Raw genomic sequence first — 26,687 nt, forward strand, 5'->3', positions numbered from 1 at the left:
TTTTACGGCAGGAGCGGGCGCTTCACCGGGTAGCCCCGGCCGTTTGCCTTTTTTGGGGCGCAGATCACGAAAATCGCGGCTAATAAAATAATTATTTACAGCTCTTTTTTGTGCGCCGCATTCTGCTCAAATTCGGCACGGATGACGATCCGTACACATCCTGAGAGGTACGGACTATTTCCCTCAACCGAGATCGTAATCCCAAATTCTTTTGGGACTTGGCGTCGCGAAAAATTTTACCGGAGCTGGGAACGCAACGCGGGGCAGAAATGTTTTTATTCGATTGGGATCGCGCGTATCGGGGACTTTCGATCGCGCTTCTCTCTGCATCGCAAAATGCTTTTTTCTTGTCAGTCGCGCTTACTGCTGCGTAGCTTCAATTGCGCTTCAGACAAGGGAAGCGAAACGAAATCCAGAACTCTCTTTTCGAGAGGTGACGGTATGACTCTGCAAGTGAGATTCAATGCTCTTGCTACCTTCCTGTCATTTGGTTTCGTGATAGCGGTCGTGCTCGGGATGATATGAGAACGACCTCCAGGAGGAACGCCTGAAACGCAAACCCGCGGCAATCGCTCCAAGGAGCCAACGAGACGGGGATTTTCCAGGAAGACTGGCGCGAGCCAAATGACCATCGGCGCGACACATGATGTGACCGCGCCGATTTTTTTGTTCCCGGAGCGGCGTCGCCGCCGCAATCAGGCAGCTCGAGTCGCTGTCGTCGCTTGGCTGTCGTAATTCAAAACCGGCGACAGCCAGCGTTCCGTTTCCTCAATCGTCCATCCCTTACGCGCAGCGTAATCGGCAACCTGATCGCGCTCGATTTTACCGACGCCGAAATAATGACTGTCGGGATGAGCAAAGTAGAGACCGGAGACGGCGGCGCCCGGCCACATCGCAAAGCTTTCCGTCAGCTCGATCCCGGCAGAATTCTTGACGTCCATCAGCTTCCACAGCGTCGCCTTCTCCGTGTGGTCAGGCTGCGCGGGATAACCCGGCGCCGGGCGGATACCCTGGTACTTCTCGAGGATCAGATCATCGTTCGTCAGCTTCTCGCCTTTCGCGTAACCCCAGAGTTCCTTGCGCACTTTCTCGTGCATCGCTTCCGCAAATGCTTCAGCGAGGCGGTCGCACAGCGCCTTGGCGATGATACGACTATAGTCGTCGGTCTTCTTGATATGCTTCGCGATCGCTTCGTCCTCGCCAATTCCCGCCGTCACGGCAAAACCGCCGATATAATCGCCAACGCCCGTGTCCTTGGGCGCGATGAAATCCGCAAGTGCGACGTGTGCGCGGTTGCGCAATGGATTGCGCGCAAGCTGCTGGCGCAGCGTATGCAGGATCGCGGCTTGCGAGGAGCGCGTCTCGTCGGCGTAGACTTCGATGTCGTCGCCAATCGCGTTGGCAGGCCAGAAGCCGACGACGGCCGACGCCGTCACCCATTTCTCAGCAACCAGGCGCTTCAACAGAACCTGCGCATCGTCGAAAAGCTTCTTTGCCTCGGCACCGACCTTATTGTCAGTCAAGATCTGCGGATAGCGCCCTGAAAGCTCCCAGGCCTGGAAGAAGGGTGTCCAGTCGATGTAAGGCACGAGCGACGCGAGGCTGTAGTTCCGAAACGCGCGGATGCCGAGGAAGCTCGGTTTCACCGGCTTGAACGAAGCCCAGTCGATCTTGAACTTGTTGGCGCGCGCCGCTTCGAGCGTAATCCGCTGCTTGTTGGCCTCGTGTGCAAGATGCGTTTCACGAACCTTGGCATATTCCGTTTTAATGTTCTGGACGAACGGTCCCTTGTCGGTCTCCGACAGCAATGTCGAGACGACGCCGACCGCGCGGCTCGCGTCGAGGACGTAGACAGCCTGACCTCGCAGATAATTCGGGCTGACCTTGACGGCAGTATGGACCTTGCTGGCCGTGGCGCCGCCGATCAGCAGCGGGCAAGCGAAGCCTTCCCGTTCCATCTCCGCGGCAACAAAGCACATTTCGTCGAGCGACGGCGTAATGAGGCCCGAAAGGCCGATCATGTCGACCTTCTCTTTTCTTGCCGTCTCGAGAATCTTCGCAGCCGGCACCATCACGCCGAGATCGATCACCTCGTAGTTGTTGCACTGAAGGACGACGCCGACGATGTTCTTGCCGATATCATGAACGTCACCCTTGACGGTTGCCATCAGGATCTTTCCGGCCGAGGGCATCTCGTCGAGGCCGGATGCTTTTTTCTCGGCTTCGAGGAACGGCTGCAGGTAGGCGACAGCCTGCTTCATCACGCGCGCCGACTTGACGACCTGCGGCAGGAACATCTTTCCAGCGCCGAAGAGATCGCCGACGATATTCATGCCCGCCATCAGCGGACCTTCGATGACGTGCAGCGGCTTTTCAGCTTTCGCGCGTGCTTCTTCAGTGTCGACTTCGATGAAATCGGTAATGCCATGCACAAGTGCGTGCGACAGGCGCTCCTCGACGGTGCCCTCGCGCCATGAGAGATCCTTTTCCTTGGCCTTCGCGCCGCCCTCGCCCTTGAATTTGGGAGCGGCGTCGAGCAGGCGATCGGTTGCGTCGGGGCGCCTGTTGAGGATCACGTCCTCGCAAAGTTCGCGCAGCTCGGCCGGAATGTCGTCGTAAACAGTCAACTGGCCCGCGTTGACGATGCCCATGTCCATGCCGGCTTGGATGGCATAGTAAAGGAACACGGAATGCATCGCCTGGCGCACCGGCTCGTTACCGCGAAACGCGAACGACAGATTCGAGACGCCGCCGGAAATATGCACGAGAGGCATCTTTTCCTTGATCTGGCGCGCCGCCTCGATGAAGGCGATGCCGTAGCCGTTATGCTCTTCGATGCCCGTCGCGACAGCGAAGATATTCGGATCGAAAATAATGTCTTCGGGCGGAAAGCCGACCTTCTCCGTCAGCAGCTTGTAAGCGCGCTCGCAGATCGACACCTTGCGTTCGACGGTGTCGGCCTGTCCGGCCTCGTCGAAGGCCATGACGACGACTGCTGCACCATAGCGCAGGACTTTGCGCGCATGCTCGAGGAATGGCCCCTCGCCTTCCTTCATGCTGATCGAGTTGACGATCGGCTTGCCCTGCACGCACTTGAGGCCCGCCTCGATGACGCTCCATTTCGAGCTATCGATCATCACCGGCACGCGCGAGATATCGGGCTCGGAGGCGATCATGTTGAGAAACGTCGTCATCGCCTTCTCGGAATCGAGCAGGCCCTCGTCCATATTGACGTCGATGATCTGCGCGCCCGCCTCGACCTGCTGACGCGCCACCGTGAGCGCGCCTGCATAATCGTTTTGCTCGATCAGCTTGCGAAACTTGGCGGAGCCCGTGACGTTCGTTCGCTCACCGACGTTGATGAACGATTGCGCTGCATTACCTGTTGTCATTTTCTGATTTCACCCGTGCACGAAAGGTTCGAGACCGGAGAGGCGCAGCCGCGGCTCTGCTTTGAAGGGCGTATGCGGCTTATATTTTTTCGCGTGACCGGCGATATGCGCGATATGATCGGGTGTCGATCCGCAGCATCCGCCGATGATATTGATCAAGCCGTCTGCAAGCCAAGGCTCGACCTTGCAAGCCATGTCGTCCGGAGTTTCGTCGTACTCGCCCATTGCATTCGGCAAACCGGCATTTGGATAAGCTGAGATGCGCACGTCCGCAACGTGGCACAGCTCGGCGATATAGGGGCGCATCAATTCGGCACCGAGCGCGCAGTTCAGTCCGATCGAAAACGGCTTTAGATGCCGCATGGAGTACCAGAACGCCTCCGCCGTCTGACCTGAAAGCGTGCGCCCGGAGCGATCGGTGATCGTGCCTGAGATCATGATCGGCAGTTCGAGATCCTTTTCCTCGAAGACTTCCAGCGTCGCAAAACCGGCCGCCTTGGCGTTCAGGGTATCGAAGATCGTCTCGATCAGGATGATATCCGCGCCGCCGTCGACGAGCCCGCGCACCTGCTCTTTATAGGCATCCCGCAACTCGTCGAAATTGATGTTGCGGTAGTCCGGATTGTTGACGTCCGGCGAAATCGACGCCGTGCGGTTGGTCGGGCCGACGGCACCGGCGACGAAGCGCGGCTTCTCCGGTGTCTTGGCGGTCCAAGCGTCGGCGGCCCGGCGCGCGAGCTTGGCTGCCGCGACGTTGATCTCGTAAGCCAAATCTTCCATTCGATAATCGGCGAGCGAGATGCGCTGCGCGTTGAACGTGTTCGTCTCGATGATGTCTGCGCCGGCAGCGAGATATTCGGAGTGAATATCCTCGATCACCTTCGGCTGCGTCAGAACCAGAAGATCGTTGTTGCCTTTGACGTCTTTGGAATGATCCGCAAATCGCTCGCCGCGATAATGCTCCTCTCCGAGCTTGTGCCGCTGGATCATCGTACCCATCGCACCGTCGATGATCAGAATGCGTTCCTTCGCGGCTTTTTCCAGCGCCGCCCAACTCGGCTTACGTCTCATCTCATACCTCGTATTCACAGATATTCGATCACGCCGCATTGGCGTCTGCATTCGATCTCGCAGGCCTCAGCCCCAGAAGGTGGCAGATAGCGTAAACGAGGTCGGCGCGGTTCAATGTATAGAAGTGGAATTTCTTGATCCCTTCGTCGACGAGATCCATCACCTGTTCTGTGGCGACCGCCGCAGCGACCAGATGGGTCGTTGCGCTATCCTCTTCCAAGCCTTCGAAACGCCGTGCAAGCCACGACGGCACGCTCGCGCCCGCACGTTTCGCGAAGCCCGACACTTGCTTGAAATTATGGATCGGGACGATGCCCGGCGAGATCGGTACCCAGATTCCAGCAGCTCGCGCCCGTTCGAGGTAGCGCAGAAAACGCGCGTTATCGAAACCGAATTGCGTGATGATGCGATCGGCGCCGGCATCAACCTTGGCTTTGAGATTTTCGATATCGGCATCGACGGACGGGCTCTCCGGATGCTTCTCGGGATACCCTGCGACCGAAATTTCGAAGTTTGCGATCTTTTTGAGCCCCGCGACAAGATCGGCGGCATTGGTATATCCACCCGGATGCGGCTCATATTTCGTGCCCGCGCCCTGAGCCGGATCGCCACGCAGCGCCACGATATGGCGGACGCCTGCGTCCCAGTATGCTCTGGCAACGGCGTCGACCTCGTCCTTCGTCGCATCGACGCAAGTGAGATGAGCCGCAGGCTTCAGCTGCGTTTCGCGCAGGAGCCGCGTGACGGTCGCGTGGGTACGTTCGCGTGTGGAGCCGCCTGCTCCGTATGTCACGGATACGAACTCTGGCCGCAGCGGAGCAAGACGCGCGATCGATGACCACAACGTCTCCTCCATTTTTTCGGTCTTCGGCGGAAAGAACTCGAAGCTGACGACGATATCACCCGAGCCGAGGAGTTTGCTTTTGCGTTCGTTGCCCTGTGTCATCAACGAGCCTCCTCAAGAGTGCCGGTGGCCGCGGCATCTCTGTTTGCTTTCCCTATGAACTCGCTCGGACGCTCGGCAAGCCAGAGCGTGACGGTCAAGATTTCTTCGCTACCACCCGGCTTGCGCGTGAGATCACGCACCATGCGCGGGACCAGGCCCGCATCCTTGAGCCAGCCGCCGATCTGATCATGCGAAAAACCCAGCCGCTCGTGGGCTTCCTGGGTGCGCAAGAATTCAAGCTCGTGCGGCGCAAAGTCGACGATCAGCAGTTTGCCGCCCGGAGCCAGAACGCGCGCGGCCTCGCGGATCGCCAGCGACGGATCGGAAAGAAAATGCAGGATCTGATGCATCACGATGGCGTCGGCCTGCCTGTCGGCGAGCGACAACGCATAGATATCGCCGTGGCGAACCTGCGCGCGCGTGCAGCCATCCGTGTTGAGCTTGGCACGCGCGTAGGCAAGCATCGCCTGGTTGACGTCGATGCCGAGCCCTCTTTCGAAGCGGTCCGAGAAAAGCTCGAGCGTTCGGCCCGTGCCCGTCCCGAGATCGAGAAGGAAGCGAAATGGTCCACTGCCCAATGCTTCGCGCATCGCGGCTTCGACTTCCCGCTCCGCAACATGGAGCGTCCGGATGCGGTCCCAATCGGCGGCGTGCTTCTCAAAGAATGCCTGAGCCGCCGCCTCGCGCTCCCGCTTCAGTGCATCGGCCCGCTCGCGATCGAGTCTTACCGCTGGTTCGGCTGGATCGACGTCGGCCACCAGCCGCAGCGCCAAGCGCCCGCCCGGCTGGCGGTCGGAGATGTGAAAATAAACCCAGCTTCCCTCGCGGAAGCGTTCGATCAGACCGGCCTCGAACAGCAGCTTCAAGTGCCGGCTGATACGGGGCTGGCTCTGCCCAAGGACAAGCGTCAGATCCTTGACGTTCAGTTCCCCACCGGCAAGCAGGAGCAGGATGCGCAGGCGGGTGGGCTCGGCCGCCGCCTTGAGCGCCGTAACCAAGTCCGATGTTTTGAGCTCCGCAGCAGACATACGCCGCAACATATAAAGACATGTTTATATGTCAAGCGCAGTCTTTGTGCCCTATCGAATACCGAACAGCGCTTAACCACGTTTTAGCAACCTCGCGCATAACGTCCCTGACGCCCTGGCTGACGCAGTGATGTACATGCAGCAACAATCCCCTGAACACGTTGAGATTTCCGGCGAAGCTTATCGCCTGCCGATCACTCTCAGACAAAGCGAGCCGAAGCTCGCGAGGCTGCCGGGCTTGCTGCTGATGTCGACGTTGGCGGCGCTCATCGTCGTTCCGCAAATCGGGCTTGCTGTCTACGCGCTTGCATCGGCGGAGTTGCGCGCCGCACTCGCGGCCCATCCGATTGCCGCAATCGAACTTGCCGTCGCGTTCACGTTCTGGGCCGGTCTCGTCTGCTGGCCGCTACGCAACATCATCCTCGCGATGGCCTCGGACCGCATTATCGATATCCGAAACGGAGAGGTCATGGTCGTCGACAGGACGCCGTTCTCCACCCACGGCTGGCGTATGCCGCTCGTAACCTATAGCGGCATTACGGTTCATCTTCGTACATCGCTCTCCAGCGTCCTGCGTGAGGTCGTGCTGGTGCATCCCGATCCGCGCCGAAGCGTCATTTTGGCGATGGCGGAACAGATCGGAAAACGCGAAATCCTTGAGCTGTGCCGTATCCTTGGGCTTCCTTTGCTGCGGCCCGACGCGCCGACCGGCACAAGCAGGCCTTCCGGCGGCCACAAATTCGACGCCGATCTTGCACCGGCTTGAGCGTGATCGGGCATTGTTTTGACGAGATTGTTGCTTCTCTACCGCGGTGAGGCGGTTTGTGCGGGCGGATCAGGGGCAGCACGGACCTTTCGGGCTGACTTCGAAAGAGAGAACTGATAAGGGGCGACTATGCGAGGGTTAGACACGCAGATGACTTCCTGGACGCGGACGCGCTCCGCCTGCTGGCTACTTGCCATGATCGCCTGCGTCGCAGCGCTGACGGCGAGCACCGCACGCGCGGAATCGCCGGCGGCCTATATGCAGGGCGTTCAGAACGAGCTTCTCGCCGCCCAGCGCACGGGAAGCGTCACGGCATTCAGCGATGTACTTCGCAAACATATGGACGTTCCCGGTGTAGGCCTGACCGCGCTAGGACCGCATGCGCGCACGCTGCCGAAGGCCGAGCGGCCGAGCTACTACAACGGCATGATCAACTTTATCGCGAAATATGCGGCCAAAACGGCGCCACAATATCCAGTGGCAAGTGCCGTCGTCGTCGGTCAAGGCCCCGGAGATGCAGGGGGCACGAACGTCGATGCACGCATCACATTGCGCTCGGGTGAAAGCTACGACATCCGTTGGCTCGTCGTGAAATCGGGGACCGGGTACAAGGTGCGCGACGCACAGGTCGTCGGGTTCTGGATGACATCGTTTCTCGATGATCTTTTCCAGAACTACATCACCGAGAACGGCAACAATCCCCGGGCACTCGTGCTTGCCTTGAGCCGCTAGCTCAATCTCACGACCGCCGTCTCGTCGGGGTCGAACCGGTTTGTGCCTTTTCCGCATACGCTGGAGACTTTTTTCGAATCCGTCGGTATGCCCCTTAATCTCGCTGGTATTGAACCCTATTTGGAGCGGGTGCGCGCGGCGTGTCGATGGCGGCACGCATTTCCGCGCCTTCATTCCAAGTTGCGGTTATTTCATTGACAACGCTGCGCTCCTGTGAGCGCTAGCGGACATATCGGCGCGTAATGTCCGGCACCTGGGATGCCGGGCTGATTGAAGCGGAACTTGCGGCACACGGCAGGACCGCGGAGCAGGTAGGGAGGCCGTCGTGCTTTCGGTGAAAACGTATCCTCTGGCGAGCGTTGCTGTCGCCGCCATGTTGGTCTTCGGGGCTTCGCCCGGATACTCTGCGACAAAGGACGGGACCGTTCTCGCGCAACAGCAAGTCGAGCCGGCTGATGCGGGTAAGACTTCTCCGGAACAGCCGTCTGCGGGCGAGGATGCGGCTCCGGTGACCGCTCCCGAATCCGGTGACGCCCCTCAGGAGGGCCAAAGCAGCCCGGCCGCGGAAGGAGCAGGCGATGCCGCTGCGCCTGCACAAGACAATGAAGCGCCGCCGTCCGATGCCGGCGTTAGCCCCGCACCCGACAATGCAGGACCCGCAACCGGCGACGATAAAGCCGCATCGCCTGAGGGCGGCTCTGCGGACGTTGCTCCGGTCACGCCGGAAAACCCGCCGACCCCAGCCGAGCCCGGCGCTTCAGAAGGCTCAAGCTCTCAGAGCTCGACCATCGACGCCAGTCAATTGAAAATCGGCCAAGCTGTGTTGGGCTCGGACGGGGCAAAGATCGGCGAAGTCAACGGCGTGAAATCCGATACCGCCGGCAAGGTGCAAGAGATCCTTGTCACTGCCGGAGGCGCAGCCGGCATCAACGCCAAGGTGTTCGCCGTTTCCGGCGACAAGATCACCGAGGTGAAAGACGACGTAAAGCTGTCGCTCACCTCGGAAGAAGCGAAGCAGCTGCCGATCATCGACAACAGCAACGGCTGAGCATTTTGATTGCGGCTTCCGACTCTCCTTCGTCGATCCGGCCGGAAGCCGCGGTTGCCATCCGCTAGCGGTCGAAGCGCTTGAACTTGATGCGATGGGGCTCGACAGCCTCATCGCCGAGGCGGCGTTTTTTGTCTTCCTCGTAGTCTGCGAAATTGCCCTCGAACCATTCCACGTGGCTGTCGCCTTCGAAGGCCAGGATGTGCGTCGCGAGGCGATCGAGGAAGAAGCGATCGTGCGAGATGACGACGGCGCAACCCGGAAAATCCTCAAGCGCCGCTTCGAGCGCGCCGAGCGTTTCGGTATCGAGGTCGTTGGTCGGCTCGTCGAGCAGCAACAGGTTGCCGCCCTCCTTCAGAAGCTTCGCCAAGTGCACGCGATTGCGTTCGCCGCCGGATAACAGCCCGACCTTCTTTTGCTGATCGGCGCCCTTGAAGTTGAACCAGCCGCAGTACGCACGCGACGGCACTTCTTTCTTGCCGCTGAGCAGCATCTGATCGAGGCCGCCCGAAATCTCTTCCCAGACGGTTTTCTTGTCGTCGAGATGCGCACGCGACTGATCGACATAAGCGATCTTGACGGTATCGCCCAGGCGGATCGAGCCGCTGTCGGGTTGCTCAGCGCCGGTCAGCATCTTGAAGAGAGTCGTCTTGCCTGCGCCGTTCGGACCGATGACGCCGACGATGCCGCCGGGCGGCAGCTTGAACGAGAGGTTGTCGATCAGCAGGCGATCGCCAAAACCTTTGCTCAGGCCATCCGCTTCGATGACGACGCCGCCGAGGCGCGGACCCGTTGCAATCTGAATGCTGGCGCGGCCGGTTTCTTCGCGACCTGCTTCGTCGGCGAGCTTCTCGTAGGCGGTAATGCGTGCCTTGGATTTCGCCTGCCGGGCCTTCGGCGATGATCTGATCCATTCGAGCTCGCGAGAGAGGGTCTTCTGCTTGCCTTCCTCCTGCGCCTTCTCGACGGCCTCGCGCTTCGCCTTCTGTTCGAGCCAGCCCGAGTAATTGCCCTTCCACGGCACGCCCTGCCCGCGGTCAAGCTCCAGCGTCCACTCGGTGATGTTGTCAAGGAAGTAGCGATCGTGCGTCACGAGGATCACGCAGCCCGCGTACTCCTTCAGATAGCGCTCGAGCCACGCAACGCTTTCCGCATCGAGATGGTTGGTCGGTTCGTCGAGCAGCAGGATGTCTGGTTTCGACAGAAGCAGGCGCGTCAAGGCAACCCGGCGTTTCTCACCGCCTGAAAGTTTCGTCACGTCGGCGTCGCCCGGCGGCGAGCGCAGCGCGTCGAGCGCCTGCTCGACCTGCGCATCGAGATCCCAAAGGTTCTGAGCGTCGATCTGATCCTGCAGAGCCGTCATCTCGTCCGCCGTTTCTTCGGAATAGTTGGCGGCGATTTCGTTGTAGCGATCGAGGATCGCCTTCTTCTCCGCGACGCCCTCCATGGCATTCCCGAGAACGTCCTTTTCCGGATCGAGCTCCGGCTCCTGCGGCAGATACCCGACCTTGATCCCGTCGGCCGCCCAGGCTTCGCCGATATAGTCATCGATCCGCCCCGCCATGATCTTGAGCAGGGTCGATTTACCCGCGCCGTTGAGGCCGACGACGCCGATCTTGGCACCCGGCAGGAACGAAAGCGAAATGTCTTTCAGCACCTGCTTGCCCCCAGGATATGTCTTGGAGAGCTTGTGCATGTGGTAGACGTACTGATGTGCGGCCATCGTGGGCGCCTCTAAGAAAGAAGGTTTAGGGATTAGGCGCGCGTTCTAGCCGATCGCCGCGCACTGCTCAAATATATCATTGCGCTCGGGTTTCAACCCGCCCAGACCGCCGCATGACCACAGGTTCATTGGGACGACGGCGCGATCAACCCTGGCAGCATTTCCGCTCGCTTGCTCCAGCGGCGAACGATCTCCGCTGCAATAACCTCGGCGGAGTGAAGCGGCTTGTATGTCCAGGTTTCGATCTCATCCCCAGGCGCAGGGGCCGGCCTCGTTGCTCCATAGTCGGCGAGCGCCTTATGAAAGCGGTCGAATTTCGCGCTTCCGCCGGACGGCGAGAAAATGTAGATGGGCCGGCCTGTCGCCGCAGCCTCGCAGGTCATACTGACGCTGTCGGCGGTGATGAGGAAAAGATCGGCATGGGCTAGAAAATCCGGATAGGGATTCTGTCCGGTGCCATCCCAGAACAACGCCTTCGCCTTGCACACGGCATCTTTGATGCGCGCGGCAAGTTCCTCCGGCGTCCGCCGCGATGTCGTGACCATCAGGCCAAATCCCTTATCGGCGAATGCTTGGAGACCTGCGATCAACTGGGATTCGTCGTCGCTGTAGCGGTAATCTCCGTTGGGTCCGCCGATCAGACATGCGATGCGCGGCTGAGGTAGAGCCGCGATCTCCGCCGGCATGTGTGCGCGGAGCGCTTCCAGGCGCTGCAGCGAATAACGGTGCGGCGCCGTCAGGGTTGAGATGACGTTGGGTCCGCGCCGATGGTCGTGCTCGGGGACCCAGATCAGATCGGCGCTTCCGGGGCCCGTACGGGGATCCATCAAAATAACCGTATATGTCGCAAAGCCGGCCTGACGGCGAAGTGCCCGGAGATAGGGGATCGTCGTGCGGCCGGTGGCAAAGGCCAATGCCGGCCACGGCGGTCTGAACGGCGTGTCCGGCTGCCCGAAACGTTCGCGAGGCGAGACCGGACCCCAGGGCGCCATCCATTTGAAGACGCCGCTCGGGGCCACCCGTTTGAGCTCGGCCGTCACGCCCAGCGCGTCGACGACGCCAAAGCATTGGGCTTCATGCCCCGCCTTGCCGTCCGAAAATATCCAGGCCGTCAGGCCTGCCAGGGGTCCCGCATGGGGCAACATACTTATCATACCACGATCTTTTCATCGCTCCCGGCCGAAGAGTCGAGCCCTAGGCCTCCGCGTGATAAGGAAACAAATGAAACGTAATGCCGCGCAGTAGCGTTCCTGATATTACATTTTCGGTCTCACGAACGGATTGTTTATGGCGATAGAACTCGACGCGACGGACTGGCGAATTCTGAAAGAGCTGCAGGCCGACGGCCGGATGACGAACATTGCGCTCGCCAACCGGATCGGCCTTTCGGCTCCGCCGTGCCTGCGCCGCGTCCGGGCACTTGAAGAAGCCGGGCTGATCTCGGGATATACCGCGCTCATCGATGAAGTCGCCCTCGGCTACGCTTTGACGGCCTTCGCGATGGTCAGGCTCCACAATCAGGCGGAATCCGATCTTCGCACCTTCGAAAACCGCATTCTCGCCTGGCCCCTCGTCCGTGAGGCCTACATGCTTTCCGGGGAAAGCGATTTTATGCTGAAATGTATCGCGCGCGATTTACCGGAGTTCCAGAACTTCGTGCTCGACGAGCTGACGTCCGCGCCGAACGTCGCGAGCGTAAAAACGTTTCTGACCATCCGAAGGACCAAGCGTGAACCCGGGGTCCCGATTGCTGCTGCGGGCCCGGACGAAACCTGAAGCACTAAGAGGCATTCGAGGGTGCGATGCAGTGCTTTTCGGCCGACGCGATGTCAACGAGGCTAGCGGTGCTGCTTGGCGCCCTATCACTCAGTGTAACGAGCGACGCTATCGCAACGTCGAGCGACCTCTACGATCGCTACTTCTCCAATGTTCTCGCTGGCCCACCTTGCTTCGCAAGGACATACGACGATGCACATCTCAAGGCGCATCCTGCTCAGCGCGTCCGCAGCATCGAGATCGATCTGTCCAAGACGAACTCCGACGGGTCACCGAATTCGTCAGACCGCTTCGAGCTTGGGTTTGCGCTGATGCTCGCGACAACTTCCGAGTGGTACGGTCAGTCCGCAAGCTGCAAGGCAAGCGACACAGCTTTCGAATGTTTTCTAGAGGCAGACGGCGGTCTCTTCCGGCTGGCACCTGCGGCAGACGGCGGCCTTCGCCTCGAGACTGGAGAAACTGGCATTACGATCGAAGGAACGTCCGATACGATCGAGCTCAGCGGCACCGAAGGCGGCGACAGAGTCTTCGACTTGTTGCCTTCGAAAGGCGAATGCGACGCCGCACGCGCCTTCTTCGAGGGCGGCAACGAATAGCCGCCCTGGCGCCGTCATGCACTACCTCCAGGCGACTTTCAGAACTTCGAGCGTTCGCGTGCCTTTCGGCGTCGTCACGTCGACGCTCTCGCCCTTCGACTTGCCGATCAACGCGCGCCCGATCGGAGATGAAATCGAGATCTTGCCATTCTTCAAGTCGGCTTCCGTATCCCCGACGATGGTGTAGGTCACCTTCTCGTCCGAGTCCTCATTCTGAAGCGTCACGGTTGCGCCGAACTTGATCGTGTCGCCGGAAAGTTTGGACGTGTCGATGACCTCGGCGCGATTGATCTTGTCCTCAAGCTCGGCGACGCGCGCCTCGTTCAGGCCCTGCTGTTCCTTGGCGGCATGATACTCGGCATTTTCCGAAAGGTCTCCATGGGCGCGCGCCTCCGAAATCGCCGCGATGATGCGCGGCCGTTCAACAGCTTTCAGGCGCTGCAGCTCCGCTTCGAGGTTCTTGTAACCCTCGACAGTCATCGGCACCCGTTCCATCATCTTCTCCACGTCTCGAACGGTCTCAATTCGCGGAGCGTTCGGCTCCGACCCAGTTAACTCGCGCTTTGGTGAACAGGAAAGTAGCTGTGCTGGCCGCGCTATTCGAAAGCGTTCAGATCACCTGCATTGCGAACGGCTCAATGATGCGCGAAAGCCTGCAGCGGTGCCACTTGAAGCGTATCTGAATTCAACGCCCTGATGGCCCGTGTAACCGCCACTGCCCCGGACAACGTTGTATAGTAGGGGATGTGGTGAAGCAAGGCCGTGCGGCGGATGTCCTTGCTGTCGCTCAGAGCTTTCGAGCCCTCGGTCGTATTGAAAACGAGGTGGATATCGCCGTTTTTAATCGCATCGACGATATGGGGCCGCCCTTCGAGCACCTTGTTGATACTCTCGCACTGAATGCCGTTGGCTTCGAGGAAGCGCTTCGTGCCACGGGTCGCCACGACCTTGAAGCCCATCGCCTCCAACTCTCTCACGGGGCTGACGATCCGCGCTTTATCGCTTTCCTTGACGGACACGAAAACCGTGCCACCCGAAGGCAGCTTCTGGCCGGCGCCGAGCTGGCTTTTGCCGAAGGCTATGGCGAAATCGTGGTCGATGCCCATGACCTCGCCCGTCGAGCGCATCTCGGGTCCGAGGATCGGGTCGACGCCGACAAAGCGCGCGAACGGGAAGACGGCTTCCTTGACGGCGATGTGGTTGTAAACCGGTTTGGCGAGATTGAAGCTCGCGAGCGGCTTGCCCGCCATCATTTGAGAGGCAATCGAGGCGATCGGCAGTCCGATGACCTTGGCGACGAACGGTACGGTCCGCGAGGCGCGCGGGTTCACTTCGAGAATGAAGACCTGCCCATCCTTGATCGCGAATTGAACGTTCATCAGGCCGATCACGCCCAGCGAGAGAGCAAGCTCGCGCGCCTGCCGCTCCAGTTCTGCAATGATGTCGGACGAGAGCGAGTGTGGCGGCAGCGAGCAAGCGCTATCGCCAGAGTGGATGCCGGCTTCCTCGATGTGCTCCATGATGCCGGCGACGAAGGTGTCCTTGCCGTCCGACAGGCAATCGACATCGACCTCAACGGCATCGGTCAGGTAGCTGTCGATCAGAAGCGGGCGCTTGTCGGATACGACGAGTTCGGACGGACGATCGAGCGTCGCCGAAAGACGGGCGACATAACGATCGACTTCGGCGCCGTCGTGCACGATCTCCATCGCCCGGCCACCGAGCACATAGGACGGGCGGATAACGACGGGGTATCCGATCGTTTCCGCGACCGCGCGGGCTTCACCCGGTGTCTTCGCAATGCCGCTCTTCGGCTGCGTGAGCTTCAGCTTGTCGATGAGTGCCTTGAAGCGATCGCGGTCCTCGGCGAGATCGATCGCGTCGGGCGACGTGCCGAGGATCGGAACTCCCGCTTCCTCGAGCGCGCTCGCGAGCTTCAACGGCGTCTGGCCGCCGAATTGAACGATAACGCCTTTGAGCTTGCCGTTGCCGCTTTCGACACGGATGATTTCCAGCACATCCTCGGCGGTCAACGGTTCGAAGAACAAGCGATCCGAGGTGTCGTAGTCGGTCGAGACGGTCTCCGGATTGCAGTTGACCATGATCGTCTCGTAGCCCGCCGCCGTCAGTGCGAAGCAGGCGTGGCAGCAGCAATAGTCGAATTCGATCCCCTGCCCGATACGGTTCGGACCGCCGCCGAGAATGACGATCTTCTCTTTCGACGAAGGATCGGCCTCGCAGACGGGATCGCCGCTGAGGCCCGTTTCGTAGGTCGAATACATGTACGCCGTGGGTGATGCGAATTCCGCCGCGCAGGTATCGATGCGCTTGAACACCGGCGTTACACCGAGATCGCGCCGCGTGCGGTGCACGTCCGTTTCGCTCATCCCCGCGAGCTTAGCAAGGCGCGCATCGGAAAAACCCTGCGCCTTGATCGCGCGAAGCTGTGCCGCCGTCTTCGGTAGGCCGTGCGCGACGACGCGCGCTTCGGTATCGACGATGCCTTTGATTTCGGCGAGGAACCAGGGATCGATCTTGCTGTACTGATGGATCTCTTCGAGCGGAAAGCCGAGCCGGAACGCCTGCGCGACTTTCAAAATGCGGTCGTACGTCGGGCGCGAGACGGCAGCCCGCACGACGTTCTTGTCGTCGCCCTGGCCGATGCCCTCGAGCTGAATATCGTCGAAGCCGGTGAGCCCCGTCTCCATCGAGCGCAGCGCCTTCTGAATGCTTTCGCGGAAGGTGCGACCGATGGCCATCGCTTCGCCTACCGACTTCATCGACGTCGTCAGAGACATGTCGGCGCCGGGAAATTTCTCGAATGCGAAGCGCGGGATCTTCGTCACGACATAGTCGATCGTCGGCTCGAAGGAAGCGGGCGTTGCGCCGCCCGTAATGTCGTTCTGTATTTCATCGAGGGTATAGCCGACGGCGAGTTTCGCCGCGACCTTCGCAATCGGAAAGCCTGTCGCCTTGGATGCCAGCGCGGACGATCGCGACACGCGCGGGTTCATTTCGATGACGACGAGACGTCCGTCGGCGGGATTGACTGCGAACTGCACGTTCGAACCGCCCGTCTCAACGCCAATCTCACGCAACACCGCAATCGAAGCGTCACGCATGAGCTGGTATTCTTTGTCGGTCAGCGTCAGCGCCGGGGCCACCGTGATCGAGTCGCCGGTATGGACCCCCATTGGGTCGACGTTCTCGATCGAGCAGATGATGATGCAGTTGTCCGCCTTGTCGCGGACGACCTCCATCTCGAATTCCTTCCAGCCGAGGACGCTTTCCTCAACCAGAATCTGATTGGTCGGAGAGGCATCGAGACCGCGCTCGGCGATCTCGAAGAACTCCTCGCGGTTATAGGCGATGCCGCCCCCCGTTCCGCCGAGCGTAAACGACGGCCGGATGATCGCGGGCAGACCGACGTGATCGAGCGCTTCGGCAGCTTCCTCGCGCGAATGCGCGAGCTTGGAACGCGGCGTCTCAAGGCCGATTGCGCGCATTGCCTCGCGGAAGAGCTGACGGTCTTCGGCCTTGTCGATCGCGTCGGCCTTGGCGCCGATCAGCTCGACTCCATAGCGCTGCAAGACTCCCTGCTTATGCAGCGCGAGCGCCGTGTTGAGCGCCGTCTGTCCACCCATCGTCGGCAGAATGGCGTCGGGCTTCTCCTTGGCGATGATCTTCGCGACGACTTCCGGCGTGATCGGCTCGATATAGGTTGCGTCCGCGAGGTCCGGGTCCGTCATGATGGTCGCCGGATTCGAGTTAACCAGAATGATTCGATAACCTTCCTCGCGCAGCGCCTTGCAGGCCTGCGTGCCGGAATAGTCGAACTCGCAGGCCTGACCGATGACGATCGGACCGGCGCCAATGATGAGGATCGATTTGATGTCGGTGCGTTTGGGCATGCCGCGCAAGCGTTTGGCCGAAGCGGAAGCGGGCGACGCAGCCGGCTCGGTGATTGATGTTTCTGATCTCAGGCTAAGGGGGGCTTATAGGCAAAGGCGGACGGGGGGGGAACCCTCAAAATACTGCGGCATAGGGTTTCCCAACGTAACGCTGTGTCAGAAAACTACACCGTGGCGTACTCTACACGCTTCATCGACGGCAAAAACACAGTGAGCAGCCCCAAGAGCGGCAAATACGAACAGATGTCATAAACGTAGTCGATACCCTTGGCGTCGGCGACGACACCGAGCACTGCCGCGGCGATTCCCGCCACACCGAAGGCAAAGCCGAAGAACAGCCCCGCAATCATGCCGACGCGTCCCGGCACGAGTTCCTGCGCGAAAACGATGATCGCCGGGAATGCCGATGACAAGACGAGGCCGATCACCACCGACAAGGCGATGGTCCAGTTCAGGTTGGCGTAGGGCAGCGCGAGCGTGAAGGGCAGCACACCGAGAATCGAAATCCAGATCACCGTCTTGGCACCGATCCGGTCGCCGATTGGGCCACCGAGAATCGTGCCCGCCGCGACCGAACCGAGAAATACGAACAGCAGCAGTTGCGACTGCTGTACCGAAACTCCGAACTTATGCATCGTGTAGAAGGTATAGTAGCTCGTTAGGCTCGACATGTAGATGTACTTCGAGAAGACGAGCAGCGCCAATGTCGCGAGCGCCGTGATGGTGCGATTGCGAGGAAACGGCATTGCCTGAATTTCGCCGGCGGTTTTCGGCCGGGCGCGAACGCTGCTATCCCACTGGTTCACACGCCACAAAATGACGATACCGAGCAGCGCCGCAACGGCGAACCAGGCGATGCTCGACTGTCCGTAAGGCAAGACAATAAATGCCGCGAGCAGCGGTCCGAGCGCAGTCCCGAAGTTTCCACCAACCTGAAACAGCGATTGCGCGAGGCCATGGCGACCACCGGATGCCATGCGGGCGACGCGGGACGATTCCGGATGAAAGATCGCCGATCCCAAGCCGACGAGCATGGCTCCGGCAAGCAGCATCGTATAGCTGTGAGCGAACGCCAGCAGAACCAGCCCGAGGAGCGTGGACGCCATTCCGGCGCTCGTCGAATACTCGACCGGACGGCGATCGGTGTAGTGGCCTATCACGGGTTGCAGCAGTGACGCGGTCACCTGAAACGCCGTCGTCAAAAGCCCGATCTGCCAGAATGCCAGGCCGTAATTGGTCTTCAGCATCGGATAGACGGCGGGTAGCAACGACTGCATGACGTCGTTGAGCAGATGGCAAAAGCTCACTGCCAGCAAAATCGAGAACGTTACCCTGGCGGCCGCCGGACGGGCGACCACGGACGAATCAATTGCGGTCATGAAGATTGTCTCCGGCGGCGCTTGTAGCGCCATCGTCGACGACGGTCACCATTGTGCACGGCATAGCAGCTATCGAAGCAGAGATGCGACGGCCGCCAAAGGTGCGCTGAGTTGACGTTCCTTACTTGCCGGTATCGGATGTCGCACCTTGGGCTGGCGCCGGTGCGGGAGAGGCTGCAGGAGCAGGCGGGACGACATCCTTCGGCGGCTCGATCTTGAGGTCGAGCGGGAACGTGTATGACGTCTTGAAAACCGGCTTGTCGTCGCGCCCTGGGACGAGCAGCGCATTGCTGACAGGGAGCCCCGTCATCACGTCGACGTAGAACATTCGATAGGTCTGATTTTTGATAGTCTCGCCTTTGGCGAGTTCGCTTTCAAGCCTGTAGGACATTACGTCGTGTCCATCGATCTTCGTCTTCCCATTGCACGTATAGGCGCCGACGTCTTTTTGCTCCGCGAGCACGGACTCCTGCACCTGGGTCTGCAACTGTCCGGCGATGTTGGCCGGCATGGGCGTCCAGCTTCCCTCTCCTTGCCGTGACCAGGCTTCCCTACCGACGAGAATGATTTCCGACGACTTTTTCGTAAGGGTGTTCGTCACCTTCTGATGCATGCGATCGGGGAGAATGTAATCGACCTCCATCGTCGATGGTCCATTCTCGGTGAGCATGTTGCTGTTCATGCGGAACCATGACGACTTGCGCAGCTTTTGCAGCGACGCGGCAACTTGGTCGCTGCACGGGTTGGGTTCCTTTTTGGCTTGGGAAGCCTCGGGTTCCTGCCCCAAAGGAACCGGCTCGGCCTGCGCTACGCCCACGTACGAAGCGATCGAGAGAACGGCGATTGCGATACGGCGCATGGGCGTAGATCCTGGAGAAAAGCGAAGCGACAAAATTTTAATGAAGCTTTTGCACAGGCGCATTTGCCGGCGCAACGATCTCAACGTCGGTCGGATAAGAATACTTGACCTTCAGAGCTGGAGGAGCTGTGCCGGTCAGCGCAGCGATAACATTATACGCGGGCTTTCCCGATGCCGGATCGACATAGATGGTGCGTGCCATGATCTTCGATGTATCGGCGCCATCCGGCACTTTTTCGGCTGTCCGATAAGCAAGCATTTCCTGCCCATCGATTTTTGAGTTGCCTAGACATTCAAAGGCTCCGAGGTTTTTCGGCTCTCCGACAGCCTCCGCAAACTCGGCAATGATCGATTGCGTGAACTGGGGCAGAAGCTCTTCGAAGGCGCCGCTCGTCCCGGCAAAGGCGCGATTGCCGACCAGCATCGTCTGCTGTTCGCCGGGCATCGCTGGCGACTTCACCGACTGCAGCATCTTATCCGGCGGCATATAGTCGATTTTCATATGAACCTCGCCTTCCGCCGAAGGCTGGCTGAACTCGACGCGGAAGACCTTGGAGGTGCGCTGCTTCTCGAATGCGGCGAGTACGTCCTTGCTACAATCGGCGGCAGAAGCAGGACCGGCCGCTGCAATCAACAGGAGAGCCAAACAAGACGCGCGCATCAATTCCTCCGGGCAATTTTTCTCCGCTTATAGCGGGGTTTAGCCAAAGCGCGATCTTAAAGTTCGGCAAGGTTTATTTGATAGCGGTCTGTCGGGATGCTCCACCGAGCTTAGCGCTCGCGGTGTACCGGGCGGCCTTTCTGCTCGCGCATCATGTTGACGAAGCGCGTGAAGAGATAGTGGCTGTCCTGCGGACCGGGCGAGGCTTCGGGATGGTGCTGCACCGAGAACACCGGTTTGCCTTCCACTGACAAGCCGCAGTTCGAGCCATCGAAAAGCGAGACGTGTGTTTCGACGACGCCCTTCGGCAAGCTGTCTCGATCGACGGCAAAGCCGTGGTTCATCGAAACGATCTCGACCTTGTTGGTCGTAAAGTCTTTGACCGGATGATTGGCGCCGTGATGGCCCTGGTGCATTTTTTTGGTCGTACCGCCGAGCGCGAGACCCAGCATCTGGTGGCCGAGGCAAATGCCGAAAACAGGCTTGCCGCTGTCGACCAGCTTCTTGATTTCGGGCACCGCGTATTTGCCGGTCGCGGCTGGATCGCCCGGACCGTTCGATAGGAACACGCCGTCGGGATTGCGGGCGAGCACGTCCTCGGCTTTTTCCGTCGCCGGAACGACCGTCACCTTGCAGCCCGCCGATGCGAGGCACCGCAGAATGTTGCGCTTCAGGCCGTAATCGATCGCGACGACGTGGAACTCGGGATTTTCGTTGCGCGTGTAGCCCTTGTTCCAAATCCAGCGTTGCTCGTCCCAGGAGTAGCTCTGGCCGCTCGTCACTTCGGGCACGAGATCCAACCCGAGCAGACCTGGCCATGCCTTCGCATCGGCTTTCAGCTTGTCGATATCGAAGTTGCCTGAGGGCTCGTGCGCGATGACGGCATTCGGCATGCCCTTTTCGCGAATGCGCGCTGTCAGCGCCCGCGTGTCGATGCCACTGATCGCGATGATGCCGCGCGTCTTGAGCCATTCGTCGAGATGTTCGGCGGCCCGGTAGTTCGACGGCGCGGTGATGTCGGCGCGCAGAACGCAACCGCGCACGCCCGAGCGCGAAGCGAGGTTCGAGGTTTCTGTGTCTTCGTTGTTTGCTCCGACATTGCCGATGTGCGGAAACGTGAAGGTGATGATCTGGCCGGCATAGCTCGGATCGGTCAGAATTTCCTGGTAACCGGTAATGGCAGTATTGAAACACACTTCGCCGACAGCGCTGCCTGCCGCGCCAAGGCCGCGGCCGGCAATCACGGTGCCGTCATCGAGCACGAGGCGCGCAGTCAGGGGCACATCTGTCCAGGGTTCAGGTGCAGTCATCGACAATCCGGTATGTTCGGGGCGCACAGCCGCATAAGGGCTAAATTGCGCCGGAACCTATGGGAACGACGTTAGCCCGTCAATTGCGCCACGCGACCGCCGGACTGCCGCGTCGCTCTTGCTCCTGCGGTCACGGACTCCTAAACCACTGTCTTGCAGCCTAGGAGACGACAATGCGTGCGAAAATCAGCGACGACCTCAAAGTGGCGATGAAAGCCGGCGATAAACAGCGCGTCGCGACGCTGCGTCTCATCAACGCTGCCATCCAGTCCACGGAGATCGAAGCCAAAAAGACTTTGGACGACGCGGGCGTCCTTGCCGTCATGACCAAGATGGTGAAGCAGCGGCGCGACTCGATCGAGCAGTACACGAACGGCGGGCGACCGGACCTCGCCGCGACCGAGCAGGCCGAGATCGCCGTCATCGAGGCATATTTGCCGAAGCAGATGGACGAGAACGAGGTTAAGGCCGCTGTCGAAGCCGCCATCAAGGAAGCGGGCGCCGTGTCGGCCAAGGACATGGGCAAGGTCATGGGCGTGCTGAAGGCCAAGTACGCCGGGAAGATGGATTTCCAGAAGGCAAGCGCTGCCGTCAAAGCCGCGCTCGGGTAAATCTTTTCAGCAGTACGCCGCGGAACCGGGCAGGCTGTGGAAAGCGGGTACGCCTGCGGCCGGTATGCTCAAGGCGTACAATGTGCTCTGCCGAATCACTTATTGAGTCGTTCACGACGAAACTTGTGATTCACCGAGGCCGCACCAGCCGATGCGATTCAATCCGAACTTTCTGGATGAGATCCGCGCGCGGGTTCCCGTTAGCCAGGTCGTTGGCCGCAAGGTCGCGCTCAAAAAAGCCGGGCGCGAATACAAGGGCCTGTCGCCGTTCAAGACCGAGAAGACCCCGTCGTTCACCGTCAACGACCAGAAGGGCTTCTACCACTGCTTCGCGTCGGGCGAGCACGGCGACATCTTCACGTTCCTGATGAAGACCGAGGGCCTCGAATTTCCGGAGGCCGTCGAGCGGCTGGCGCAGGAAGCGGGCATTCCGATGCCGAAGCAGCCGGAACGGAACATCGCTGAAGAAGATCAGCGCGACCGGCTCTATCGCCTGCTCGAAGCCTCGGCCGTGTTTTTTGAAGACAGCCTGCGCTCGGGTCTCGGAACGGAAGCCCGGCGCTATTTGGAAAAACGCGGGCTCGCGCGCGAAACAATCCAGACGTTCCGCCTGGGATTTGCGCCGAACTCGCGCACCGCATTGACCACCCATCTCAAAGCGAAAGGTTTTTCGCTGGCTGACATGGCTGTCGCCGGCATGCTGATCGCGGGCAACGACATCCCCGAGCCCTACGACCGGTTTCGCAACCGCGTCATGTTTCCGATCCTCGATCTCAAGGGGCGAGTCATCGCGTTCGGCGGCCGTGCGCTCGAAAAGGACGTTCCTGCCAAATATCTGAACTCGCCCGAGACGCCCCTCTTTCACAAAGGCCACACACTCTTCAACGCAGCGCGTGCGCGCTCCGCCGCTCACGATAAAGATCGCGTCATTGTCGTCGAAGGCTACATGGACGTCGTGGCGCTTTCCGAAGCCGGATTTACCGAATCCGTCGCACCGCTCGGCACTGCGCTCACCGAGGATCAAATCAAGCTCCTGTGGCGGTTTGCGCCGGAGCCTACGCTCTGTTTCGACGGCGACAGCGCGGGCCGCAAGGCCGCCGACCGCGCCGTCGAGATCGCCCTGCCGTGGCTGAAGCCGGGCCAGAGCGTCACTTTCGCCTTCCTGCCAGAAGGGATCGATCCGGACGACCTCATCCGCCAGCAGGGCACGTCCGCCATGTCCGACGTCCTCGCGCGTACGCGGCCGCTCGTGGACGCCCTTTGGGATCGCGAGCTACGGACCGGAGCCTGCACCACACCCGAGCAGCGCGCGGCTCTTGAAGCACGCCTTTTTGCCCTGGTAGCGACGATCCAGGATGCAACCGTGCGTTCCCACTATCAGCGGGAACTCCGCGACAGGTTGTATCAACTCGGACGTAATCGCTATCCGCGCTCGATGCCAAGCACGCCACAGGTGGGACGACAATTTCAGGGCATCGCGCAGGCATCCTACGCACGTCCCGTAGCGGCACCGGACTGGAAGGCGCGCGACCGAGCCCGGCTCAACGGGCCCGAGCGGCGGTTCACGAAAAAAAACATTTCTCCCGAGTTGGTTAATGCCGGCCCGGAACTCGCCGGACAGATGCAGAGCGTCCGCCCGCGCGAGGCTCTTATCATGAAGACGCTGCTGAACCACCCTTGGCTGATCGACGAGCATTCCGAGGCGATTGCGGCGATCGAATTTACATCTCAGCCGCTTTCCGCGCTTCGGGACGAGATTTTAGCGGTGCACGCGCGCCAGAATTCTCTTGACAGGGCCTCTCTAGGTACCCAATTGAGCAAATCGGGGGTTGCGAAGGTGGTGGACCTCGTCGCGCGAACGATTACGCATATCAGCGACCGTTTTGCCGAGCCAGATGCCTCCACCACCGATGTCGAGGCCGCCTGGAACCATATTCTTGCTCTGCATCAGCGGCAGGACGCTTTAGGGCGCGCGCTGAAGGCAGCAGAAGAGGCTTGGTATCGGGATTGCACGGAAGAGGCCGAGACCCACCTTCTCGACATCAAACGCCAGATCGCCCGCGAGGCGTCGATGGACCAGATGGACGCCGAGATTGATCAACCCACGAATGACACACCGATCGTGAAGCGTGCTGGCTAGGTGCGCTTAAGTTTATCCGGCCCCGGGCATTGCGGTGCGGCAATTGCCAGAGACCTAAAAATAATGATTAGGCCGGCTCCGTCGCGAACGGCCTGTACACAAGGACATCAGGATGGCACGCGCCCAGCAGGCAGCTCAGAAAACGGAAGATAAAGAGCAACCGGCAGCCGACGCGCCCGAGCGCGACAGCCCCCTGCTCGATCTCTCCGATCAAGCGGTCAAACGCCTTTTGAAATCTGCGAAGGCCAAGGGCTACGTTACGCTCGACCAACTGAATTCGGTGCTGCCGTCGGAAGAGGTTTCGTCCGACCAGATCGAAGACCTCTACGCGACACTCTCCGACATGGGCATTACCGTCGTCGAGAACGAGGACGGTGAAGAGGCAGCGGAAGCTGCCGAAGAAGGCGGTGAAGAAGAAGAAGGCCGCGCGCTCGTCGCCCAGAACAACGCCCTCGTCAAAAGCGAGACGAAGTCGGAGCCTGCCGAACGCACCGACGACCCCGTGCGCATGTACCTGCGCGAGATGGGGTCCGTCGAGCTGTTGTCGCGCGAAGGCGAAATCGCCATCGCGAAACGCATCGAGGCCGGCCGCGAAGCCATGATCGCGGGTCTCTGCGAAAGCCCGCTGACGTTCCAGGCCATCATCATCTGGCGCGACGAGCTCAACGAAGGAAAGATTCTGCTTCGCGACATCATCGATCTCGAAGCGACCTACGAGGGGCCGGAAGCAAAAGAGGTTGCCGAAACGGCATCCGAAGACGCTCCCGAGCCTGAGCAGGCTGCGCCGCGTCCGTCGGGAGCGCCGGAAGGCGAAGGCGACGATGAGGACGAATTCGAGAACGCCATGTCGCTCGCCGCGATGGAAGCGGAACTGAAGCCGAAAGTCCTCGAAACGTTCGACAAGATCGCCGCGACCTACAAAAAACTTCGCAAACAGCAGGACAAGAAGCTCGAACAGCAGCTCGTCGGCGACCAGGGCTCACGTCAGCAGCAGAAGGCTTACGAGAAGATCCGTGACGAGATCATCGTCGACGTCAAATCTCTGTCGCTCAACAACAACCGCATCGAGAGCCTCGTCGAGCAGCTTTACGCGATCAACAAGCGCCTGATCGGCCTCGAAGGCCGCCTGATGCGTCTTGCCGACAGCTACGGCGTGCCGCGTCAGCACTTCATCGACGAATATTACGGCAACGAGCTCGATCAGACATGGCTCGATCGCGTCGCCGGCAACGGCAAGAAGTGGGGTCAGTTCGTCAAGAGCGAGCGTGTCCAGGTCGAGGACATTCGCGCCGAAATCCATCAGCTCGCGACGGAAACCGGCCTCGAAATTCCCGAGTACCGCCGTATCGTCAAGGCGGTGCAGAAGGGCGAACGCGAGGCGCGTCAGGCCAAGAAGGAAATGGTCGAAGCCAATCTTCGCCTCGTCATTTCGATCGCCAAGAAGTACACGAACCGCGGCCTGCAGTTCCTCGATCTCATCCAGGAAGGCAACATCGGCCTGATGAAGGCGGTCGATAAGTTCGAGTACCGCCGCGGCTACAAGTTCTCGACCTACGCGACGTGGTGGATCCGGCAGGCGATCACCCGCTCGATCGCGGACCAGGCGCGCACGATCCGCATCCCGGTGCACATGATCGAGACGATCAACAAGATCGTCCGGACGTCGCGCCAGATGCTGCACGAGATCGGCCGTGAGCCGACGCCGGAAGAGCTGGCCGAGAAACTTGCGATGCCGCTCGAGAAGGTTCGCAAGGTCCTGAAGATCGCTAAGGAGCCGATTTCGCTCGAAACGCCGATTGGTGACGAAGAAGATTCGCACCTTGGCGATTTCATCGAAGATCGTAACGCCGTGCTGCCGATCGAAGCGGCGATCCAGTCGAATTTGCGCGATACGACGACGCGCGTGCTCGCCTCGCTGACGCCGCGCGAAGAGCGCGTGCTCAGAATGCGTTTCGGCATCGGCATGAATACCGATCACACGCTGGAAGAAGTCGGCCAGCAGTTCTCGGTGACGCGCGAACGTATCCGTCAGATCGAAGCCAAGGCGCTTCGCAAGCTGAAGCATCCGAGCCGCTCGCGAAAGCTCAGGAGCTTCCTGGATAATTGATCAAACAAAAAGGGCCGCGAAAGCGGCCCCTTTTATAATAATCGACGACGAGTGCTTGGAACTTAACTATCGGGACTTGCTCGCCCAGCCCTTACCCGCCAAACGTATAGCGTTTGCTACGCAAGCAAAACCGTCCTCGATTAGCCTCCAATCGCGCTCTTGATCTGGAGGACCATCCTTCCGCGTATAGGAGGCAGGAGAAAAACCTCCATTTCTCAAAGGATAAAAACGGATTTCGATTGGACCCAAGATCGCCCGCCGTTCATTCAGATGAACCTGCCACGGAGCCGCGGGACCGCCCCGCGCATTCACGCTAGCGATTAGCGCATCAAGATCCATCGAATGCTTGCGATAGAGAGCGATTTGCTGCGCGATTTCATCGGAGTCTTCACATCCCAAGATTTCGCTGTCTGGCCTCCACGCCAATCCCAAATTGTCTAATCGCATCCATGCGTGAAGAACTTGCTCAACAGGACCGGGAACCTCAGTCTGGGCCTCGGCCCAACGACGAATGGAACGGTCACTGACGGACAACAGCTTAGCCGCTTCAACCTGAGTGAGGTTTAGAGCATCCAAGCACGATCGAAATTCTCGCGCGGTCATTATGACCTATCTTTGTAGGTCAAAATTT

18 protein-coding genes and 1 pseudogene are annotated in these 26,687 nt (G+C 60.0%); 8 read left to right on the top strand and 11 right to left on the bottom strand.

The window, feature by feature from the left end:
- Window positions 1–695: 695 nt before the first annotated feature.
- The 3 genes and pseudogenes from metH to HYPDE_RS07810 form a co-directional block, all read right to left on the bottom strand.
- Window positions 696–4,463 (bottom strand): annotated as a pseudogene (gene metH, locus HYPDE_RS07795) (methionine synthase).
- A 28-nt stretch (window positions 4,464–4,491) separates the two neighbouring features.
- Window positions 4,492–5,409 carry a methylenetetrahydrofolate reductase [NAD(P)H] gene (gene metF / locus HYPDE_RS07805; protein WP_015597875.1) on the bottom strand — a complete coding sequence of 306 codons (918 nt, stop codon included), beginning with the start codon at window positions 5,407–5,409 and terminating at the stop codon, window positions 4,492–4,494.
- Window positions 5,409–6,437: an ArsR/SmtB family transcription factor gene (locus HYPDE_RS07810; protein WP_015597876.1), complete on the bottom strand. Its 1,029-nt coding sequence runs from the start codon at window positions 6,435–6,437 to the stop codon at window positions 5,409–5,411. The genes metF and HYPDE_RS07810 overlap by 1 nt, the downstream gene beginning before the upstream one ends.
- 136 nt (window positions 6,438–6,573) lie before the next feature.
- On the opposite strand from HYPDE_RS07810, the gene HYPDE_RS07815 reads away from it, so the two are divergent.
- The 3 genes from HYPDE_RS07815 to HYPDE_RS07825 all read left to right on the top strand — a co-directional run bounded on the left by HYPDE_RS07815 (window position 6,574) and on the right by HYPDE_RS07825 (window position 8,983).
- On the top strand, window positions 6,574–7,203 hold the full coding sequence (locus HYPDE_RS07815) for a hypothetical protein (protein ID WP_015597877.1): 630 nt from the start codon (window positions 6,574–6,576) through the stop codon (window positions 7,201–7,203).
- Between the two features lie 150 nt (window positions 7,204–7,353).
- Window positions 7,354–7,935 (top strand): ABC transporter substrate-binding protein, encoded by a 582-nt coding sequence (locus tag HYPDE_RS07820; protein ID WP_015597878.1) that lies wholly within the window; start codon window positions 7,354–7,356, stop codon window positions 7,933–7,935.
- 325 nt (window positions 7,936–8,260) lie between these two features.
- Entirely contained in the window at window positions 8,261–8,983 is a 723-nt protein-coding gene (locus HYPDE_RS07825; RefSeq protein ID WP_244437810.1) for a PRC-barrel domain-containing protein, read from the top strand.
- A 64-nt stretch (window positions 8,984–9,047) separates the two neighbouring features.
- Here the strand turns inward: HYPDE_RS07825 and ettA are convergent, their stop codons facing one another.
- Together ettA and HYPDE_RS07835 are read right to left on the bottom strand one after the other, a co-directional pair.
- A complete protein-coding gene (ettA, locus tag HYPDE_RS07830; RefSeq protein ID WP_015597880.1) occupies window positions 9,048–10,706 on the bottom strand; it encodes an energy-dependent translational throttle protein EttA in 1,659 nt (552 codons plus the stop codon).
- A 125-nt stretch (window positions 10,707–10,831) separates the two neighbouring features.
- On the bottom strand, window positions 10,832–11,860 hold the full coding sequence (locus HYPDE_RS07835) for a mitochondrial fission ELM1 family protein (RefSeq protein WP_015597881.1): 1,029 nt from the start codon (window positions 11,858–11,860) through the stop codon (window positions 10,832–10,834).
- Between the two features lie 133 nt (window positions 11,861–11,993).
- On the opposite strand from HYPDE_RS07835, the gene HYPDE_RS07840 reads away from it, so the two are divergent.
- Window positions 11,994–12,482 (top strand): Lrp/AsnC family transcriptional regulator, encoded by a 489-nt coding sequence (locus HYPDE_RS07840; protein ID WP_015597882.1) that lies wholly within the window; start codon window positions 11,994–11,996, stop codon window positions 12,480–12,482.
- Window positions 12,483–12,532: 50 nt separating this feature from the next.
- The gene (locus HYPDE_RS07845; RefSeq protein ID WP_244437811.1) at window positions 12,533–13,078 is read left to right on the top strand and encodes a hypothetical protein; all 546 of its coding nucleotides are present in this window, start codon (window positions 12,533–12,535) and stop codon (window positions 13,076–13,078) included.
- A gap of 21 nt (window positions 13,079–13,099) precedes the next feature.
- Here the strand turns inward: HYPDE_RS07845 and greA are convergent, their stop codons facing one another.
- From greA to carA, 6 genes are all read right to left on the bottom strand, one after another.
- Window positions 13,100–13,573: a transcription elongation factor GreA gene (gene greA, locus HYPDE_RS07850; protein WP_015597884.1), complete on the bottom strand. Its 474-nt coding sequence runs from the start codon at window positions 13,571–13,573 to the stop codon at window positions 13,100–13,102.
- A 140-nt stretch (window positions 13,574–13,713) separates the two neighbouring features.
- On the bottom strand, window positions 13,714–16,989 hold the full coding sequence (carB, locus tag HYPDE_RS07855; RefSeq protein WP_015597885.1) for a carbamoyl-phosphate synthase large subunit: 3,276 nt from the start codon (window positions 16,987–16,989) through the stop codon (window positions 13,714–13,716).
- Between the two features lie 164 nt (window positions 16,990–17,153).
- A complete protein-coding gene (locus tag HYPDE_RS07860; protein WP_015597886.1) occupies window positions 17,154–18,368 on the bottom strand; it encodes an MFS transporter in 1,215 nt (404 codons plus the stop codon).
- A 121-nt stretch (window positions 18,369–18,489) separates the two neighbouring features.
- Window positions 18,490–19,227, bottom strand: coding sequence for a hypothetical protein (locus HYPDE_RS07865; RefSeq protein ID WP_015597888.1), 738 nt, complete (start codon window positions 19,225–19,227; stop codon window positions 18,490–18,492).
- Between the two features lie 37 nt (window positions 19,228–19,264).
- Entirely contained in the window at window positions 19,265–19,888 is a 624-nt protein-coding gene (locus HYPDE_RS07870) for a hypothetical protein (protein WP_041320182.1), read from the bottom strand.
- Window positions 19,889–19,998: 110 nt separating this feature from the next.
- Window positions 19,999–21,198, bottom strand: coding sequence for a glutamine-hydrolyzing carbamoyl-phosphate synthase small subunit (gene carA, locus HYPDE_RS07875; RefSeq protein ID WP_041320184.1), 1,200 nt, complete (start codon window positions 21,196–21,198; stop codon window positions 19,999–20,001).
- 173 nt (window positions 21,199–21,371) lie between these two features.
- On the opposite strand from carA, the gene HYPDE_RS07880 reads away from it, so the two are divergent.
- The 3 genes from HYPDE_RS07880 to rpoD all read left to right on the top strand — a co-directional run bounded on the left by HYPDE_RS07880 (window position 21,372) and on the right by rpoD (window position 26,056).
- Window positions 21,372–21,809, top strand: a complete 438-nt coding sequence (locus HYPDE_RS07880; RefSeq protein WP_015597891.1) for a GatB/YqeY domain-containing protein — start codon at window positions 21,372–21,374, stop codon at window positions 21,807–21,809.
- A 151-nt stretch (window positions 21,810–21,960) separates the two neighbouring features.
- On the top strand, window positions 21,961–23,949 hold the full coding sequence (dnaG, locus tag HYPDE_RS07885; RefSeq protein WP_015597892.1) for a DNA primase: 1,989 nt from the start codon (window positions 21,961–21,963) through the stop codon (window positions 23,947–23,949).
- 112 nt (window positions 23,950–24,061) lie between these two features.
- The gene (gene rpoD, locus HYPDE_RS07890) at window positions 24,062–26,056 is read left to right on the top strand and encodes an RNA polymerase sigma factor RpoD (protein WP_015597893.1); all 1,995 of its coding nucleotides are present in this window, start codon (window positions 24,062–24,064) and stop codon (window positions 26,054–26,056) included.
- The last annotated feature ends 631 nt before the right edge of the window (window positions 26,057–26,687 follow it).

This window comes from Hyphomicrobium denitrificans 1NES1 (assembly GCF_000230975.2).
Taxonomy (GTDB): domain Bacteria; phylum Pseudomonadota; class Alphaproteobacteria; order Rhizobiales; family Hyphomicrobiaceae; genus Hyphomicrobium_B; species Hyphomicrobium_B denitrificans_A.